Source organism: Acinetobacter sp. FDAARGOS_558 (genome assembly GCF_003937785.1).
In the GTDB taxonomy this organism is placed as follows: Bacteria; Pseudomonadota; Gammaproteobacteria; order Pseudomonadales; family Moraxellaceae; genus Acinetobacter; species Acinetobacter baumannii.
This window is the reverse complement of sequence record NZ_RKJH01000001.1, coordinates 1,781,789-1,795,984: the sequence shown is the minus strand read 5'-3', so window position 1 is coordinate 1,795,984 and position 14,196 is coordinate 1,781,789. Positions and strand designations below refer to the sequence as shown.

Below are 14,196 nucleotides of genomic sequence, written 5' to 3'. Positions count from 1 at the left end.
CTAAGTAAATAAAAAGTGATTTAACAACTTTAGCTGAAGACTGTTTGTATATCTGTTGAATTGATGCAGTTGTATATATTTTTTTATTAAAAAAGCTCTATCTTTAAATAAAAATAGAGCTTATGAATTTATTTAATCATCTAACAAATCCATTTGTTTGGCTAATTGATAAAGATTGTTTGAACGGTTTCCAGTACGGCAGAACATGAGAACTGGTTTTGGGAGTTCATTATAGTGATTTGCAAAAGTACGAACATCAAGTTCAGTAATTTGGCCAGCTACAACAGGCTGATAAACATAATCTAGACCAGCTTGGCGTGCTGCTTCTTCAATTTGAGCACTGGTTGGTTGTTCTGGACCACCTTCCATGTCAGGACGGTTATTAATAATAGATTTAAAGCCTTTTTCTACAACTTGACCCACATGTTCTGGGCCAATTTGACCTGCGAAACCAACATTCTCTGACATTTCGTCACTCCAAAATTTAATAAAACCTCTTATGCTGTATCATAGCATTAAGCTTAACCTGAGATACAAGACACTAAAACGTTGTTCCTACATAGATAAAATTTATGTAAAAGAATAACTCTAGATTTTAAAAGGCGATCAGGATGTTTTTTGTAAATTCATTACTTCGACCATAATGCCACGGAGCACATATGCACGCTTATACGGTTGAGCCTTTATATGTTCCATGTGATCAGGAAATGATCGCAGCTGACTTTTATATTCCAAAAACAAATAATAAATCTGCGGTAATTATCATGGCACATGGTTTTGCCGGATTGCGTCAATTCAAACTCATCCAATATGCCCAGCGTTTTGCTCAAGCTGGCTATGCGGTTATTTTATTTGATTACCGATATTGGGGTGGAAGTACAGGTAAGCCCCGAGAGATGATTTCTATCAACTCTCAACTAGAAGACTGGAAGACCATGATCCAATATGCTTCTACGTGTAAATTTATAGATAACCGAAGAATTGTATTGTGGGGAACATCCTTAAGTGGGGGATATGCTTTAAGCCTAGCTTCTGAATTAAAGAATATTCAGGCCATTATGGTACAAATTCCATATGTTGATGGTGCGGAAACAGCAAAATTATATCCACTGCAGCGTTATCCCCAAGCTTTAAAGTTGTCGAGCCAAGATTATATGGGTTCAAAAATGGGCCTTAACCCTAAAAGGTTACCTGTTGTAGATCAATATAAATTGTGCTTTATGCCAACAGCAGATAGCTATTATGGTTATTTATCGATTGTGAATCCGGATTATTACTGGAGTGGAGAAGTCCCGGCACGCGTGTTTTTTAATTTGATGCGTTATCGCCCAATTCAACTTGTACGTCAAATTAATATTCCAGTTTTATTTATTGCGGCTCAGCATGATTCTTTGATTCCAATTGAGTCTAGTCGTGAAGCTGCGACTAATATTGCGCCTTTCGTGAGTTATCATGAATGGGATATGAAACATTTTGATATCTATCACGGTTCATGGTTTGAAAAAGCAGTGACGACCCAATTAGAATTTTTACATCAGCATATAGGAGTGATGTAAATGATTATTGTATGTGCATCGTGCGGTGCAAAAAATAGAGTACCAGAGGAAAAACTTACCGCTCAACCGAGTTGTGGACAATGTCATCAGCCATTACTCCCGCTTGCGCCAATTGAGTTAAATGAACAAAACTTTAGCAACTACATCACAAATAGTGATCTGCCTATTTTGATAGATTTATGGGCAGAATGGTGTGGACCTTGTAAAATGATGGCGCCACATTTTGCACAAGTTGCAAAACAAAATCCACGTGTCATTTTTGCCAAGATTAATACCGAAGAGTCTCCTCGCTTAAGCCAAGCATTTAATGTGAGAAGTATTCCTACCCTTGTATTAATGAATAAAACCACAGAAGTTGCTCGAATGAGCGGCGCATTACGCGCGCCTGAATTGCAGCAGTGGCTAGATCAACAACTTCAAACGAATTTCGGGAGCTAAGGTGTCAGAAGCTTATACCAAACCAGAAGGAATTTTATCCTTACAAACGATTGCCATGCCAGCAGATACTAACTGGAGTGGTGATGTGTTTGGTGGGTGGATCGTGTCACAAATGGACTTGGCTGGAGCAATTCACGCGGAGCGTTTTAGTCGTGGTCGCTGTGCTACGATTTCCATTAATCAGATGACCTTTTTGGTTCCGGTAAAAGTAGGCTTTGTCATTAGCTGCTATACCAAAATCCTAAAAGTGGGTAATACCTCTATTCAAATGCAAATTGAAGTTTGGGATAGCCATGATGACTCTCGTGCCCCAATTCGTATTACTGAAGGGGTCTTTACCTTTGTTGCAGTAGATGTAAAAGGCAACAAACGTCAGATTCCTGAGGAAGCGAAACAGAAATTTCTTGCCTCTCAAGAATCGTAATAAAAAAGCCCAAATTTGAATTTGGGCTTTTTTATATCTTTATTTCTTACGTTTCGGTAACCATGCCCATAACATTTGGCATTGAATCGGTTCATTACCTGCATCATCAATGACCGTAACTGGAATAACAAGTTCACCTTTCTCATGATCAGCAATATATTTTTGCTGTTCGGTAGAGAGAGTCGCTGTTGCTGTTAAACCACCTTCAACCACTTTTAAATAATCAACATGTAATGATTTGATTAATAAAATACGGTTATCTGGAATATGTAAACCCGTTAGAAAACCTGTTGCAGTTTCTGCTAAAAGTGCCATAGCCGCAGCATGGACTCCTTTAATATGGTTCTGCATATTTTTTTGATTCTCTAAGCGAACCATCACATGGTTTACATCTACTTCCAGATAGCGAATGTTTGCTGTACCCACCATTGGCACAATGCGGCCAAATGCCTTGCTCCAAAGCGTACTCCGAATACCTTTAGGGAATTTTGAAGTTGCTTTTACCAGTTTTAATAGACGATTGGATTGAGACATGGGATTACCTTAATTGGGAATGTCATGCTAAGACATTAATCTTTAAAGTTATTAAATTGTAATGGCAGACCAAATTGTTGTTCACGTAAAAAAGCCATCACTTGTTGTAAAGTGTCACGCTTTTTATCAGTTACACGGATTTTGTCGCCTTGAATAGATGATTGCACTTTGATACCACTTTCTTTAATGGCTTTATTAATTTTTTTTGCTGTATCAGAGTCAAGGCCATCTTTTAGTTTAATCACTTGTACAAAATTTTTGCCTGAAGCTGTTGCTTTCTGAGGGTCAAGCGCTTGCACATCAATTTTACGTTTATAAAAGTGATTTTCTAACATGTTATAAACTTGTTCACACTGGAAATCACTTTCTGTACTGATTTTTATCTCTTTATTTTTTTCATTTAATTCGATAGAAACATCATGACCACGGAAGTCAAAACGTGTTGCAATCTCTTTTTGGGTGTTTTGTACAGCGTGATTAACTTCAAATAACTCTAATTCAGAAACAATATCGAAAGAAGGCATAGTTTAGACCTTTACAAAGTGAAAGAATATTTGAGATGCTAAGAGGGTTTTCTTCATTTGCCAAGTGTTGTTTACATCAAAGGAGTGCACAATGATCCGTAAACAAGAAATTACAACATTTGAGTTCCCAGAAAATGCTGTTATCTGGGATGTCCGTGATTCAAGTGCTTATGCAGAAGGGCATGTTAAAGGTGCGGTAAGCCGCCCAATTAATGATTTAAATGCTGATATTTTGAACCAGGTCGCTGCGGATCAGCCGATTTATATTTTATGTGGTGGTGGTAGCAAAGCTCCTCGTGCAGCTGAGAAACTAGAAGGCTTAGATGCCTCGCGTGAATATGTCGTGCTGATGGGAGGGACGCGTGCAGCTCGTGACGCAGGTTTACCTCTAGAGCAGGGCGCATAAAAAAAGCACCTTCGGGTGCTTTTTTATTGGGACTAAATTTTCTCAAGTGCACTATTGAGATTTAAAATAAGGTTTCTTAGGTTTAACTTTCTTTTGAAAACGTTGGGCATCTAATTTCTGTAATAGGCTTTTGGGAACAGGACAAGCTTCACCTAAAATTTGGGCCACTAAAACTTCACTACAAAGCGGCGCAAATAAAAAGCCCTTTGAGCCTAAACCTGCAAAAGTAGAAATACGGCTTTCATTCTGCATTTTTCCCACAACTGGAAAATAATCTGGACTTTGAGCGCGAACTGATGCTCGTCCTTGCCATTGTTCGACTGGCGGTAATTGTTTTGCATAATGAGGAAAAACGCTGTGGATTAATTCAAAGTTATGCACATGGTCATCAAGCAGTACTTCTTGATCGTCTCGGTTTGGGTAGAAAGAAGCCCCTAGAATAAGTTCAGACGTATTCAGTTGCATACAATAACCACCATAGCTATAGGCTTCGTTTAAAGGTAAAGTTGCAAAAGAATTATCAACCCAGCTCACCTGTCCACGTATAGGTTTTAATAGCGGATAATTTTCAAATAAAGCAGCACTTTCTCTGGCGCAGCACACCACGACATGATCAGCTTCTAAAGTAGTTTCATTACCACTTTTTAATTGAACTTTATTTTCAAAAGAATCAAGTGTCGTAATATTGGCAATTTTCAGTTCAATACTTGGATGTTGCAAAATTTCAGCACGTAATTGGTGCGGAGAAACTGCTCCAGCTTCGGTCAACAAAATATGTGGATAGTCTGATTCAAGTGAGCTTGTTTGCTGCGTGACAATATCAGCAGGATATTGATCAGCAAGATCGAGAAGATCTTGTGCATTCTTTAAAGCCATTTGCTGTATTTGAATCGGGTGAAAAGCTTGAAAATTTTTATAGAAATTTAACGCATGTTGCCAGCTTAAAGTCATGAGATGCTCATGGCTTTGTTCAATTGGGCATAGTTTCGGATTAAGCAATGCCAACGGATTGCCAGAAGCACCTGATAACGGCGCTGTACGCTCAAATAGAGTGACCTGATGCCCACGTTGAGCAAATGCCCAAGCTGTGCTTAAACCTGCAATCCCAGCGCCAATTACGGCGATATGCTGCTGAGTAAAATGGAGAGTATCGCTAACTGGTTCTAATAAAATTTCTTCACTTACAGGTGCTTTCCAAACGGCTTTAAGCATTTCCCGTTTATGCCCAAAACCGCGGGGACGAGAAATATCGATTCCGTGAGCCTTTAGCCCACGTTTGAGGACACCAGCTACACTAAATGAGGCAAAGGTAGTGCCATAGTCGGAAAGCCGAACAATATTATTTAAAACATTTTGTTCCCACATGTCCGGATTACAAGAAGGCGCAAAACCATCTAGAAACCAAGCATTCACTGCCTTCGTTTTTACCATACTTGGAAAAATATCTTGTGCATCTCCTAACCATAGGTCGATGCTGAAGCGCTCTTCTGGAAAACTTAAACGATGGCAGCCTGCAAGAGGTAAGGGATATTGCTCAATAAGTTGTTTGGAAAGCGGTTTAAGTTCATCCCATACATTTAAAGCACGAATGAGATCAGCTTTGCTTAAAGGAAACTTTTCGACGCTAATTGCATGTAAATGACTGTGGTTATTTGGACGAACTTGTTGCCATAGTTGCCAGAGCGCAAGAATATTTAAACCAGTGCCAAACCCGGTTTCTCCTACACTGAAATATTCAAAATCTTGTAAATTAGCTAATCGTTCTGCTAGGTCATTGCCATTTAAAAATACATGCCGTGTTTCAAGCAGACCATTATCTTTAGAAAAATAGACATCACCAAATTGTTTGGAAATGGGAACTTCAATACCATCAATAGATTCCCAATCCAGCTCAGCAGTTTGTATACGGTTTGATTTGTTCATTCGGTTTAATAAGTCGCTCAGGATTACCACTGACGTCGACGTTTGGTGTAAACATAACTCGCAATAAAGAAGCCAAGCAGTACGCCACCTGCAAGAGTTACTGCGCCATATAAGAACATTTGAGCACTACGTTCACTTTGTAAAACTTGTACCTGAACAGACAAGTTATCGTTCTTTAGCTGCAATTCTTGGTTTTGTGCTAGCGCTTCAAGGTTTGCATGTTCTAGCTGTTTTAGACGAGATGCTTGATCTTGAACTAAAGCCTTAATTTTTGCATCTTGCTGTTGCTTGTTCTTTGCGATTTGTTCTGCTGTAAGCGGTTGTGTTGAGGTTGGTGCTGTTGTAGTCGCGGGTTTAGCTACAGTTGCAGAAGTAGGTGCTGGTTTAGCATTCTGTGTTGACGCTGCAGTTGGAGGCGTTGCTGGTGTCGCAGCAGGTTCAACTGCTCCGGCAGTTGAACATATCAAACACAAGCCAAGAAAGCTTTTGGTTGCAAGCTGCATGCGTTTACCCTTTTGGAAATGCTTTATTAAATGGTTTGACATCAACATGACTATAGATGCCTTCTTTCAAAAATGGTTCTTCTTTCAACCATTCATCTAAAGCTTCACGTGTATCAAACTCTACAATCATGGTGCTGCCATAAAAACCAGCTTGCGGGTCATTAGGGTCTTTTGGCATCGCTCCAGCAGCAACTAGACGACCTTCATCATCAAGTTTTTGCAAACGTTCGATATGTTGAGGACGTACTGCTAAACGTTTCTCTAGAGTTCCTTCGTTATCGGTACAGCTTAGAACAAAAAAAGGCATGTCATCGTATCTCTATAATCAATCCGAAATCACATTAAGCATCTGGTGACTTAAAATGTTTACGTAAAATAATGAACTGAATAATGATAAATGAAAACATGACAATCATGTCACCAAATGCAGTAAATTCGCCCCAATATTTTCCGCCATGGAATAAAAACGCAAAGAAAACATGTAAACCAGACATCACGACAAACATAGCTGCCCAAGCAAAGTTTAAATTTTTCCAACCTTTTTCGCTTAAGGCTAAAATCGGATCAAATAAACGTTGAATAAGAGGCTTACGGTCTTTACCAAACCAAGGTGAAACTAAGAAAGCACCTGCAAAAACTAGATTTAAAATAGCGGCTTTTAAGCGGATGTAAAAATCATCGCTCAACATAAGGGTAATACCACCAAAAATGACTGTCATGAACAGCACAATCCATTGCTGTTTATCTAGACGGAACTTTTGCATGATGAACAACGCACCATACACTACCAGCATTGAAATAATTAAACCGGTAGTAGCGACAAGAATATTATTATTATCAACACCGCCAGCAGACCCGATCAGTTTGAGTAAAGGATGCTGTGTATCGGCTGGATCAACTGTCTTATATAAATAAAAGAAAATAATTAATGGAACAAAGTCCAGTAGTGCTTTCATGTTAGAGTATCTGATCAGGTTTGGTGAATGGCATAGTATAAAAGATGCAAGGCATAGATTTACATACACATAGCAATATTTCTGATGGAACTTTGTCTCCGGAATTGCTAGTGCAAGCTGCTGTCGATGTGAAGTTGCATACTTTAGCGCTAACCGATCACGATACGATGGATGGATTGCAGCGTGCAAGAAATGCTGCACAACCCCATGATTTGCAAATTATTTCTGGTGTGGAGATTTCAAGCCAGTGGTCACGACCAAGCACGAAAAAAAGCTATGGCGTGCATATTGTGGCTTTAAATATGCGAGATGAAGCCCCAATTTTAGAAGCATTAGAACAACAAAAAAGAATTAGGGCACAAAGAGCAGAAGTTATTTGTGAACTATTAAAAAAGTGTATTGGCTTTGATATTTATCAAGATGTCCTCGATAAAGTTGAAAATCAACCAGACCGGATTACCAGAACCCATATTGCTAAAACCTTAGTTGAAAAGAATGTAGTAAGTCGTCCTCAACAAGCTTTTGATCGTTTTTTAAAAGAAGGGAAGCGTGCTTTTGTAAAGTTTGAAGGATTGGGTTTGAAAGAGACCATTGAGGTTATTCATAACAGTAAAGGATTTGCAGTTTTAGCTCATCCAACCCGTTATGATTTATCGGCTACAAATACCCGGTATTTGATTGAGTTATTTGCAAGTTGTGGTGGAGATGCGGTGGAGTTGCCGCCTCCAGTAGATCCTTTATCTACTCGCCAAATGATTGATCGTATGATTGACCAGCATCATTTGGCTATTTCAATTGGTAGCGATTTTCATGGTGAAAATATGCCGTGGATTAAATTAGGAAATACCCCTAAACCAACGAGTAACCAGCAAGGCATTTGGGAGCGCTTTATCTAATCGCATTTTAGAGCAAGTTGTTATCTTGAGCTTGAATTGGAGGAGGCGTGGGCTTACCAAGTGTCCCTAAAAGCTCAATTTCGATACTACGTACCATCGCATCTAAAGGTAAATCATTACTTTGCGTACCAAATGGTTCCTCAATTTCGGTACTTAAAGCATCAAGTCCTAAAAATGTATAAGCCAGAATTCCAACGAGTAAAGGCGTTGCTAAACCAAGCAAAGATCCTAAGCTAAATGGCAACATAAAACAGAAAAAATAAACAGTACGGTTAAGCAGAACTGAATAAGCAAAAGGAATAGGAGTATTTGCAATACGGTCACAGCCAGTTTGTACGACACTTAGATCTGCAACATTCTTATTCATTTGAGCATAAATAATATCTGAAATTTCCCCTTCTTTAAGCGCTTGTAATAATTCCCATTGAATAAGGCTAAGCGTATATTGCGGCGCGTTATTTTGTTGGTAAAGTTGGGTAAGTGCTTGTTGGCTCATGCCACTGGTTTGTATTAGCTCGGTGGGGTTGGCTGTTTGACGGCGTAAACGGTCACGTAACACATTGGCAAATACAATAACGTGCTGAATGACACGTTCACGGCGGGCTTGAGTTAAAATCCGGCAGTCACGGTCGAAATGTCGCGAAGTCGCAATCAGGACCCCCCATAATTTTCGGGCTTCCCACCAGCGGTCATAACATGCAGTATTCTTAAAACCTAAAAAAATAGAAAGTACGACACCAATTAAAGTAAAGCCAACTAAAGGAATTTCTGGAAAACGATAGAGGTTAATATATTCAACCCCACCAATGATTGCCGAAATCAGCATTACTACCCCTAAAGAGGGCAAAATTTTAGGTAAAATCGTCCCTCGCCAAGAGAATAAAACTTTAAAAATACTGGGCTGTTCACGAACAATCATTTTATTTTAAACGTCGCTATTTTTGTTTTGATATTCTAAGCTTAGTGAAGCTTTGTCAATATCATTGAACGGCTATTGAGGTAGGGTTGAGCAGTTGTTGTTCAGCAAATGAAAAGCTACCTTCAGGCGAGATAATAAAATGGTCCAGCAGACGAATTTCGACAAGCTGACAGGCCTGTTCAAGTTGCTGTGTGAGTTTAATATCTTCGAGAGAGGGCTGTGGGGAACCAAATGGGTGGTTATGTGCTATTACTAATTGGCAAGCGTGCTGTTGTAAGGCATAACGTAAGGTTTGATTCACTGAAACAGCGCAGTGTTGAACTGAACCAAAAAATAACTTTTTAAAATGTAGTTTTCTCAACTCGGCATCTAAGCAAAGTACGGCAAAGACTTCTTGTTTTTCACCTTTTAATTCGTAACGCAAATAATCTAGAACTAAATGAGAAGAATGAAGGCTTAGCTCAGTCTGACTAAAATGATAGTCGAGATAACGCCGTCCAAGCTCTTTTACGGCCAGTAATTGAGAATACTTGGTAGCTCCAATACCATTAAATTGAGCCAATTCATTGAAAGATGCATCAAAAACAGCGTTTAGACTACCAAACTGTTGAATCAGTAAACGTGCGAGCTCTACTGCTGAATGTTGACGTGAACCTGAGCGAAGAAAGATCGCGAGTAGTTCAGAGTCAGAAAGGCTTTGAGGGCCTTGTTGTAATAACCGTTCTCTTGGCCGTTCTTGTTCTGGCCAATTTTTAATAGAAGTATTCATATTCCCCAGCAATATTATGCTTAAAAATTTATTTTGTTTGCCCAATCAATCTTGGGTCTGCGCGTATTTAATGCTATTGTGAGCGCCACTGCAACAGAAAGGTATCCTGTTCGTGAGCTTTGATTTAAGTGTTATTCCTCATAAAAACATTGTTTTAGCTGTTACAGGTGGGATTGCTGCCTATAAGAGTGCCATTTTGGTCCGTCGTCTTAAAGATTATGGTTTTGACGTTCGGGTTGTGATGACACACGGGGCTCAAGCATTTATTACACCTCTAACCTTTCAGGCTCTTTCAGGAAATCCTGTACATACCGAGCTTTTAGACCCTGAGGCTGAAGCTGGAATGGGCCATATTGAATTGGCTCGTTGGGCTGATTTATTACTGGTTGCTCCAGCAAGCTGTGACACATTGGCTAAGTTTGCTAATGGTTTGGCAGATGACTTACTCAGTACTTTATTTTTAGCAACTAAAGCGCCTGTGTGGGTCGCTCCTGCGATGAACCAGCAAATGTGGGCTGCAAAAGCAACTCAGCGTAATTTGCAAACTCTGGTTGAAGATGGCGTGCATGTAATTATGCCAGATGCAGGGGAGCAGGCGTGCGGTGATGTAGGCTTAGGCCGTATGCCAGAACCAGAAGAAATTGCAAGGCAAGTGGCGGGTTATTTCCATCAAGCCCAACGTGCAATTGCTGAAAAATTTGGGTTGTTGGCAGGTAAGCGAGTTGTAATTACTGCCGGACCAACCCGTGAGGCGATTGACCCTGTCCGTTATATCTCAAATCATAGTACTGGAAAAATGGGCTTTGCTTTAGCTGCGGCATGTTATGCAGCAGGCGCAAAAGTTACGTTAATTGCTGGTCCCGTAAGTTTAGATACTCCAAACGGTGTTCAACGTGTAAATGTTGCTTCGGCTCGACAAATGTTAGATGTCAGTATGGAGTCGCTTGAGACTGGCTGTGACATCTTTATTGCGACGGCGGCTGTAGCTGATTATCGCGTCGCCGAAGTGGCAGAGCATAAAATTAAGAAAGCAGGGGATGAGCTGAATGTTTCCCTTGTAAAAAATCCGGATATTGTGGCAACGATTGCAGCTCAGGAAAAACGTCCATTTATGGTGGGCTTTGCTGCCGAAACGCAGAATGTTGAAGAATATGCAGCAGGGAAACTCGTTGCTAAAAAGCTAGATATGATTGCATGTAACGATGTTTCTCGTGCTGATATTGGCTTTGCTTCTGATGAAAATGCGATGACAGTATTTTTTGCTGAAAGTTACCATATGAAAAAACGTGAGTTAGAGAAAGCATCTAAGCAAGAAATTTCTCAGCAATTGGTTGAAGCTATTTCGGATGCGTTACGCCGTAAATAATTTTTGAACCAAATAAAAAAACCGCGAATAAATCGCGGTTTTTTTATAGTCTTATTTAGACAATCAAGGGATTTCATCTTCAAATTCAGGTTTGACCTGAACAATGAAGTCTTGACGGTTAAGACCACGCCATAAGGCAAATGCTGTACCGATATAAATCGAAGAGTAAGTACCGACAAAGACACCGACAAACATTGCAACAGAGAACCAGTGTAAACCATCACCACCCAAGAACATCATTGCAAGTACTACGAGCAATAAGGTCATTGAGGTATGGATGGTACGGCGTAAAGTCTCAGTTAATGCAATATCAACGATTTCACGTGGAGTTGCACCGCGAATTTTACGGAAATTTTCACGGATACGGTCTGAAACAACGATGTTATCGTTAAGCGAGAAACCAATCACCGCAAGTACCGCAGCTAAAACTGTTAGGTCAAATGGCCATTGGAATAAAGCAAATGCACCAATAATGATGATGATGTCATGGAATAAAGACATCACGGCGCCCATTGCGAGTTTGAACTCAAAGCGAATGGTGACATAGATCAACATTAGAATCAGCGCAAGTGCAACAGCGCCAGCCGAACGAACATAAAGCTCGTTACCTACCTGACCACCTACAGAGTCCACTTTATGAACTTCTGCTGCGTTGTTTGGCAATTGCACAGCTTTGGTAATCGCATTATTAAGATCTTCAACCTTAATATCTTGTACTGGCATACGGACAAGTAAGTCTTTATTACTACCTAAAGTTTGTACTACAGCATCTTTAAAACCAGCTTTATCGAGAGCCTGAATAACTTCTGCCTGATTTGCTGGCTGAGCATAGTTAAGCTCGGCTGAAACACCACCTGTAAAATCCAAACCTAAGTTAAGACCTTTGGTCGCAATAAAGAAAATGCTCGCTAAAGTAATAAGGATCGAGAAGATTGCTGCAGGTTTAGCAATCTTCATGAACGGGATGATTTTTGCATCATCCGGACGACCATATTGTTTTGAAGGCTGTTGAGTCACTTTAGTCATCATAGATCTCCTTAAATGCTCAACTTTTTCAAGTTACGGCGTTTACCATAAATGATTTGTACAATCGCACGCGTTACTGTAATTGCAGTAAACATTGAGCAAATAATACCGATCATTAATGTCACGGCGAAACCTTTAATCGGGCCAGTACCGATTGCAAACAAAATGAATGCAACAAGGAACGTTGTTAAGTTCGAGTCGAAAATGGTGTTATAGGCTCGATCATAACCCGCCACAATGGCCTGTTTAGGTGAGGCCCCCCAGAGCATTTCTTCTCGAATACGTTCACATATCAGTACGTTGGCATCGACGGCCATACCAATAGTAATGACGATACCCGCAATACCCGGTAAGGTGAGGGAAGCACCTATCCAAGACATAATGGTTAAAATCATTGCCAAGTTAAATACAAGTGCAAAGTTCGCGATTAAACCAAATAGACGGAAGAATACGACCATCCAGATTGCAACAAGCAAGAAACCGATTTGCGTTGATAGTACACCTTTATCAATGTTTTCTTGACCAAGGCTTGGACCAACAACACGCTCTTCAACGAAGTACATTGGCGCAGCTAAAGCACCGGCACGAAGCATTAACGCAAGTTCAGATGCTTCTTGAGGTGAACTTAAACCAGTAATACGGAAAGTTGAACCTAAAACGGCTTGAACAGTTGCAGCATTAATCACGACAGACTCGGTATATGGTGTACGAACTTCTGTTTGAGCACCAGTTTTTGGATCTGTAACGTAGCTAATCTTTTGTTTATTTTCGATGAACAATACCGCCATGCGTTTTCCAACTGCATTACGGGTTGCATCTGACATCAGCTTACCGCCAGCACTGTCGAGCGTAATATTTACTTCGGCACCACCAGAGTCTTGGCTAAAGCCAGAACTTGCATTTTGAACGCGTTCACCAGTCAAGATACGGTTACGTTGCAACAACAGTTGGCGACCACTATCTAAAGACTGATAAGCAAAAACTTCCGTACCCGGAGGTAACGGTTGACCATTATATTTACCCGTATATGGATCAATATATTGATCATTTAAGTCAGATACCAAACGGAATTCGAGGTTAGCAGTACGGCCTAAAACACGTTTAGCTTCTGCTGTATCTTGAACACCCGGTAATTCAACGACAATACGGTTGCTACCCTGACTTTGTACTAAAGCTTCTGCAACACCAAGTTCGTTAATACGGTTACGTAGTGTTGTTAAGTTCTGATTAACTGCATAAGCCTGAATTTCTTGACGACGTACATCAGTATAAGTGAGCTTTAAGATTGAACCTGTCGTGCTCGCTAATGCCTGTTGGGTATATTCATTACCATTACGGCGTAAAAAATCCATTGCTGCATCACGATCCGCATTGTCAGCAAACTGAACAGTGATCACATTATTATTTAACGCAAGATTGTTAAATTTAATTTTGTTTTCACGGAACTGACGACGCAAATCAGTGGCAGAGGTTTCCATACGTTGGGAAATGGCTTTGTCCATATCTACTTCAAGCAAGAAGTGGACACCACCACGTAAGTCCAAACCAAGTTTCATTGGTTTCGCCCCAATTTTTTGCAACCATTCTGGAGTTGTTGGTGCAAGGTTTAGGGCTACAACATATTGATCACCTAAGTCACGGCGTAATACTTCTTTTGCTTTCAATTGCGCTTCAGAAGAGCTGACACGCAAGAGAGCAGCATTATTTGTAAAAGTATTATCGTGGCTTGCAATATTTGCTGTTTTTAAAATTTGCTCTGCTTTTTGCACCACACTTTGATCAATTTGGGTACCAGCTTTGGCACCGGAAATTTGAACGGCGGGCTCATCCGGATATAGACTAGGCAGTGCGTATAATGTACTGACTACCAGAACAACCAGAATCAGTAAATATTTCCATGCAGGGTAACGCATTCGCTTTCTTCTTAAATGAAAAAGCCGTGCTAAAGCACGACTG

General features: G+C 40.2%; 17 protein-coding genes. 6 read left to right on the top strand and 11 right to left on the bottom strand.

The genetic code is table 11. From position 1 onward, the window contains the following. Positions 1-132 precede the first annotated feature (132 nt). Positions 133-468 (bottom strand): TIGR01244 family sulfur transferase, encoded by a 336-nt coding sequence (locus EGT34_RS08590; protein ID WP_001293924.1) that lies wholly within the window; start codon positions 466-468, stop codon positions 133-135. A 191-nt stretch (positions 469-659) separates the two neighbouring features. Between EGT34_RS08590 and EGT34_RS08585 the strand changes: the two genes are divergently transcribed. The 3 genes from EGT34_RS08585 to EGT34_RS08575 are packed head-to-tail and all read left to right on the top strand — an operon-like array spanning position 660 to position 2,418. Next, entirely contained in the window at positions 660-1,556 is an 897-nt protein-coding gene (locus EGT34_RS08585) for an alpha/beta hydrolase (RefSeq protein ID WP_000543478.1), read from the top strand. Further along, the gene (gene trxC / locus EGT34_RS08580) at positions 1,557-1,994 is read left to right on the top strand and encodes a thioredoxin TrxC (protein WP_000587649.1); all 438 of its coding nucleotides are present in this window, start codon (positions 1,557-1,559) and stop codon (positions 1,992-1,994) included. Position 1,995: 1 nt separating this feature from the next. Continuing rightward, positions 1,996-2,418 carry an acyl-CoA thioesterase gene (locus tag EGT34_RS08575; protein WP_001287657.1) on the top strand — a complete coding sequence of 141 codons (423 nt, stop codon included), beginning with the start codon at positions 1,996-1,998 and terminating at the stop codon, positions 2,416-2,418. A gap of 39 nt (positions 2,419-2,457) precedes the next feature. On the opposite strand, the gene EGT34_RS08570 is transcribed toward EGT34_RS08575, so the two are convergent. Beyond that, positions 2,458-2,952 carry a DUF4442 domain-containing protein gene (locus tag EGT34_RS08570; RefSeq protein WP_000083564.1) on the bottom strand — a complete coding sequence of 165 codons (495 nt, stop codon included), beginning with the start codon at positions 2,950-2,952 and terminating at the stop codon, positions 2,458-2,460. 35 nt (positions 2,953-2,987) lie between these two features. Continuing rightward, positions 2,988-3,476 carry a YajQ family cyclic di-GMP-binding protein gene (locus EGT34_RS08565; RefSeq protein ID WP_001138893.1) on the bottom strand — a complete coding sequence of 163 codons (489 nt, stop codon included), beginning with the start codon at positions 3,474-3,476 and terminating at the stop codon, positions 2,988-2,990. A 91-nt stretch (positions 3,477-3,567) separates the two neighbouring features. Between EGT34_RS08565 and EGT34_RS08560 the strand changes: the two genes are divergently transcribed. Next, complete coding sequence (locus EGT34_RS08560) at positions 3,568-3,882, top strand: rhodanese-like domain-containing protein (RefSeq protein ID WP_000619820.1); 315 nt, start codon at positions 3,568-3,570, stop codon at positions 3,880-3,882. A gap of 51 nt (positions 3,883-3,933) precedes the next feature. Here the strand turns inward: EGT34_RS08560 and mnmC are convergent, their stop codons facing one another. The 4 genes from mnmC to EGT34_RS08540 are packed head-to-tail and all read right to left on the bottom strand — an operon-like array spanning position 3,934 to position 7,264. Then, the gene (gene mnmC, locus EGT34_RS08555; RefSeq protein WP_001043508.1) at positions 3,934-5,805 is read right to left on the bottom strand and encodes an FAD-dependent 5-carboxymethylaminomethyl-2-thiouridine(34) oxidoreductase MnmC; all 1,872 of its coding nucleotides are present in this window, start codon (positions 5,803-5,805) and stop codon (positions 3,934-3,936) included. A 23-nt stretch (positions 5,806-5,828) separates the two neighbouring features. Beyond that, the gene (locus EGT34_RS08550; RefSeq protein WP_001175200.1) at positions 5,829-6,308 is read right to left on the bottom strand and encodes a hypothetical protein; all 480 of its coding nucleotides are present in this window, start codon (positions 6,306-6,308) and stop codon (positions 5,829-5,831) included. 4 nt (positions 6,309-6,312) lie between these two features. After that, a complete protein-coding gene (locus EGT34_RS08545; protein ID WP_001115787.1) occupies positions 6,313-6,615 on the bottom strand; it encodes a YciI family protein in 303 nt (100 codons plus the stop codon). Positions 6,616-6,649: 34 nt separating this feature from the next. Further along, on the bottom strand, positions 6,650-7,264 hold the full coding sequence (locus EGT34_RS08540; protein WP_000645707.1) for a septation protein IspZ: 615 nt from the start codon (positions 7,262-7,264) through the stop codon (positions 6,650-6,652). Between the two features lie 44 nt (positions 7,265-7,308). Here EGT34_RS08540 and EGT34_RS08535 point away from each other — a divergent pair, with 44 nt between their 5' ends. Then, a complete protein-coding gene (locus tag EGT34_RS08535) occupies positions 7,309-8,160 on the top strand; it encodes a PHP domain-containing protein (protein WP_001161540.1) in 852 nt (283 codons plus the stop codon). Positions 8,161-8,167: 7 nt separating this feature from the next. Here EGT34_RS08535 and EGT34_RS08530 read toward each other — a convergent pair whose 3' ends face one another. Further along, a complete protein-coding gene (locus tag EGT34_RS08530; RefSeq protein WP_000637023.1) occupies positions 8,168-9,079 on the bottom strand; it encodes a bestrophin family protein in 912 nt (303 codons plus the stop codon). Positions 9,080-9,140: 61 nt separating this feature from the next. Continuing rightward, on the bottom strand, positions 9,141-9,860 hold the full coding sequence (gene radC / locus EGT34_RS08525; protein ID WP_086242026.1) for a RadC family protein: 720 nt from the start codon (positions 9,858-9,860) through the stop codon (positions 9,141-9,143). A 100-nt stretch (positions 9,861-9,960) separates the two neighbouring features. Here radC and coaBC point away from each other — a divergent pair, with 100 nt between their 5' ends. Next, entirely contained in the window at positions 9,961-11,214 is a 1,254-nt protein-coding gene (gene coaBC / locus EGT34_RS08520; protein ID WP_000006958.1) for a bifunctional phosphopantothenoylcysteine decarboxylase/phosphopantothenate--cysteine ligase CoaBC, read from the top strand. A 63-nt stretch (positions 11,215-11,277) separates the two neighbouring features. Here coaBC and secF read toward each other — a convergent pair whose 3' ends face one another. Beyond that, on the bottom strand, positions 11,278-12,243 hold the full coding sequence (secF, locus tag EGT34_RS08515; protein ID WP_001984787.1) for a protein translocase subunit SecF: 966 nt from the start codon (positions 12,241-12,243) through the stop codon (positions 11,278-11,280). Positions 12,244-12,251: 8 nt separating this feature from the next. Beyond that, a complete protein-coding gene (gene secD / locus EGT34_RS08510) occupies positions 12,252-14,153 on the bottom strand; it encodes a protein translocase subunit SecD (protein WP_001270222.1) in 1,902 nt (633 codons plus the stop codon). Positions 14,154-14,196: the final 43 nt, after the last annotated feature.

What these genes read in the sequence shown, in the direction of transcription:
- EGT34_RS08590 (WP_001293924.1), bottom strand. Translation starts at nt 468, where the DNA reads ATGTCAGAGAATGTTGGTTTCGCAGGTCAAATTGGCCCAGAACATGTG.
- EGT34_RS08585 (WP_000543478.1), top strand. Translation starts at nt 660, where the DNA reads ATGCACGCTTATACGGTTGAGCCTTTATATGTTCCATGTGATCAGGAA.
- trxC (WP_000587649.1), top strand. Translation starts at nt 1,557, where the DNA reads ATGATTATTGTATGTGCATCGTGCGGTGCAAAAAATAGAGTACCAGAG.
- EGT34_RS08570 (WP_000083564.1), bottom strand. Translation starts at nt 2,952, where the DNA reads ATGTCTCAATCCAATCGTCTATTAAAACTGGTAAAAGCAACTTCAAAA.
- EGT34_RS08565 (WP_001138893.1), bottom strand. Translation starts at nt 3,476, where the DNA reads ATGCCTTCTTTCGATATTGTTTCTGAATTAGAGTTATTTGAAGTTAAT.
- EGT34_RS08560 (WP_000619820.1), top strand. Translation starts at nt 3,568, where the DNA reads ATGATCCGTAAACAAGAAATTACAACATTTGAGTTCCCAGAAAATGCT.
- mnmC (WP_001043508.1), bottom strand. Translation starts at nt 5,805, where the DNA reads ATGAACAAATCAAACCGTATACAAACTGCTGAGCTGGATTGGGAATCT.
- EGT34_RS08550 (WP_001175200.1), bottom strand. Translation starts at nt 6,308, where the DNA reads ATGCAGCTTGCAACCAAAAGCTTTCTTGGCTTGTGTTTGATATGTTCA.
- EGT34_RS08545 (WP_001115787.1), bottom strand. Translation starts at nt 6,615, where the DNA reads ATGCCTTTTTTTGTTCTAAGCTGTACCGATAACGAAGGAACTCTAGAG.
- EGT34_RS08540 (WP_000645707.1), bottom strand. Translation starts at nt 7,264, where the DNA reads ATGAAAGCACTACTGGACTTTGTTCCATTAATTATTTTCTTTTATTTA.
- EGT34_RS08535 (WP_001161540.1), top strand. Translation starts at nt 7,309, where the DNA reads ATGCAAGGCATAGATTTACATACACATAGCAATATTTCTGATGGAACT.
- EGT34_RS08530 (WP_000637023.1), bottom strand. Translation starts at nt 9,079, where the DNA reads ATGATTGTTCGTGAACAGCCCAGTATTTTTAAAGTTTTATTCTCTTGG.
- secF (WP_001984787.1), bottom strand. Translation starts at nt 12,243, where the DNA reads ATGATGACTAAAGTGACTCAACAGCCTTCAAAACAATATGGTCGTCCG.
- secD (WP_001270222.1), bottom strand. Translation starts at nt 14,153, where the DNA reads ATGCGTTACCCTGCATGGAAATATTTACTGATTCTGGTTGTTCTGGTA.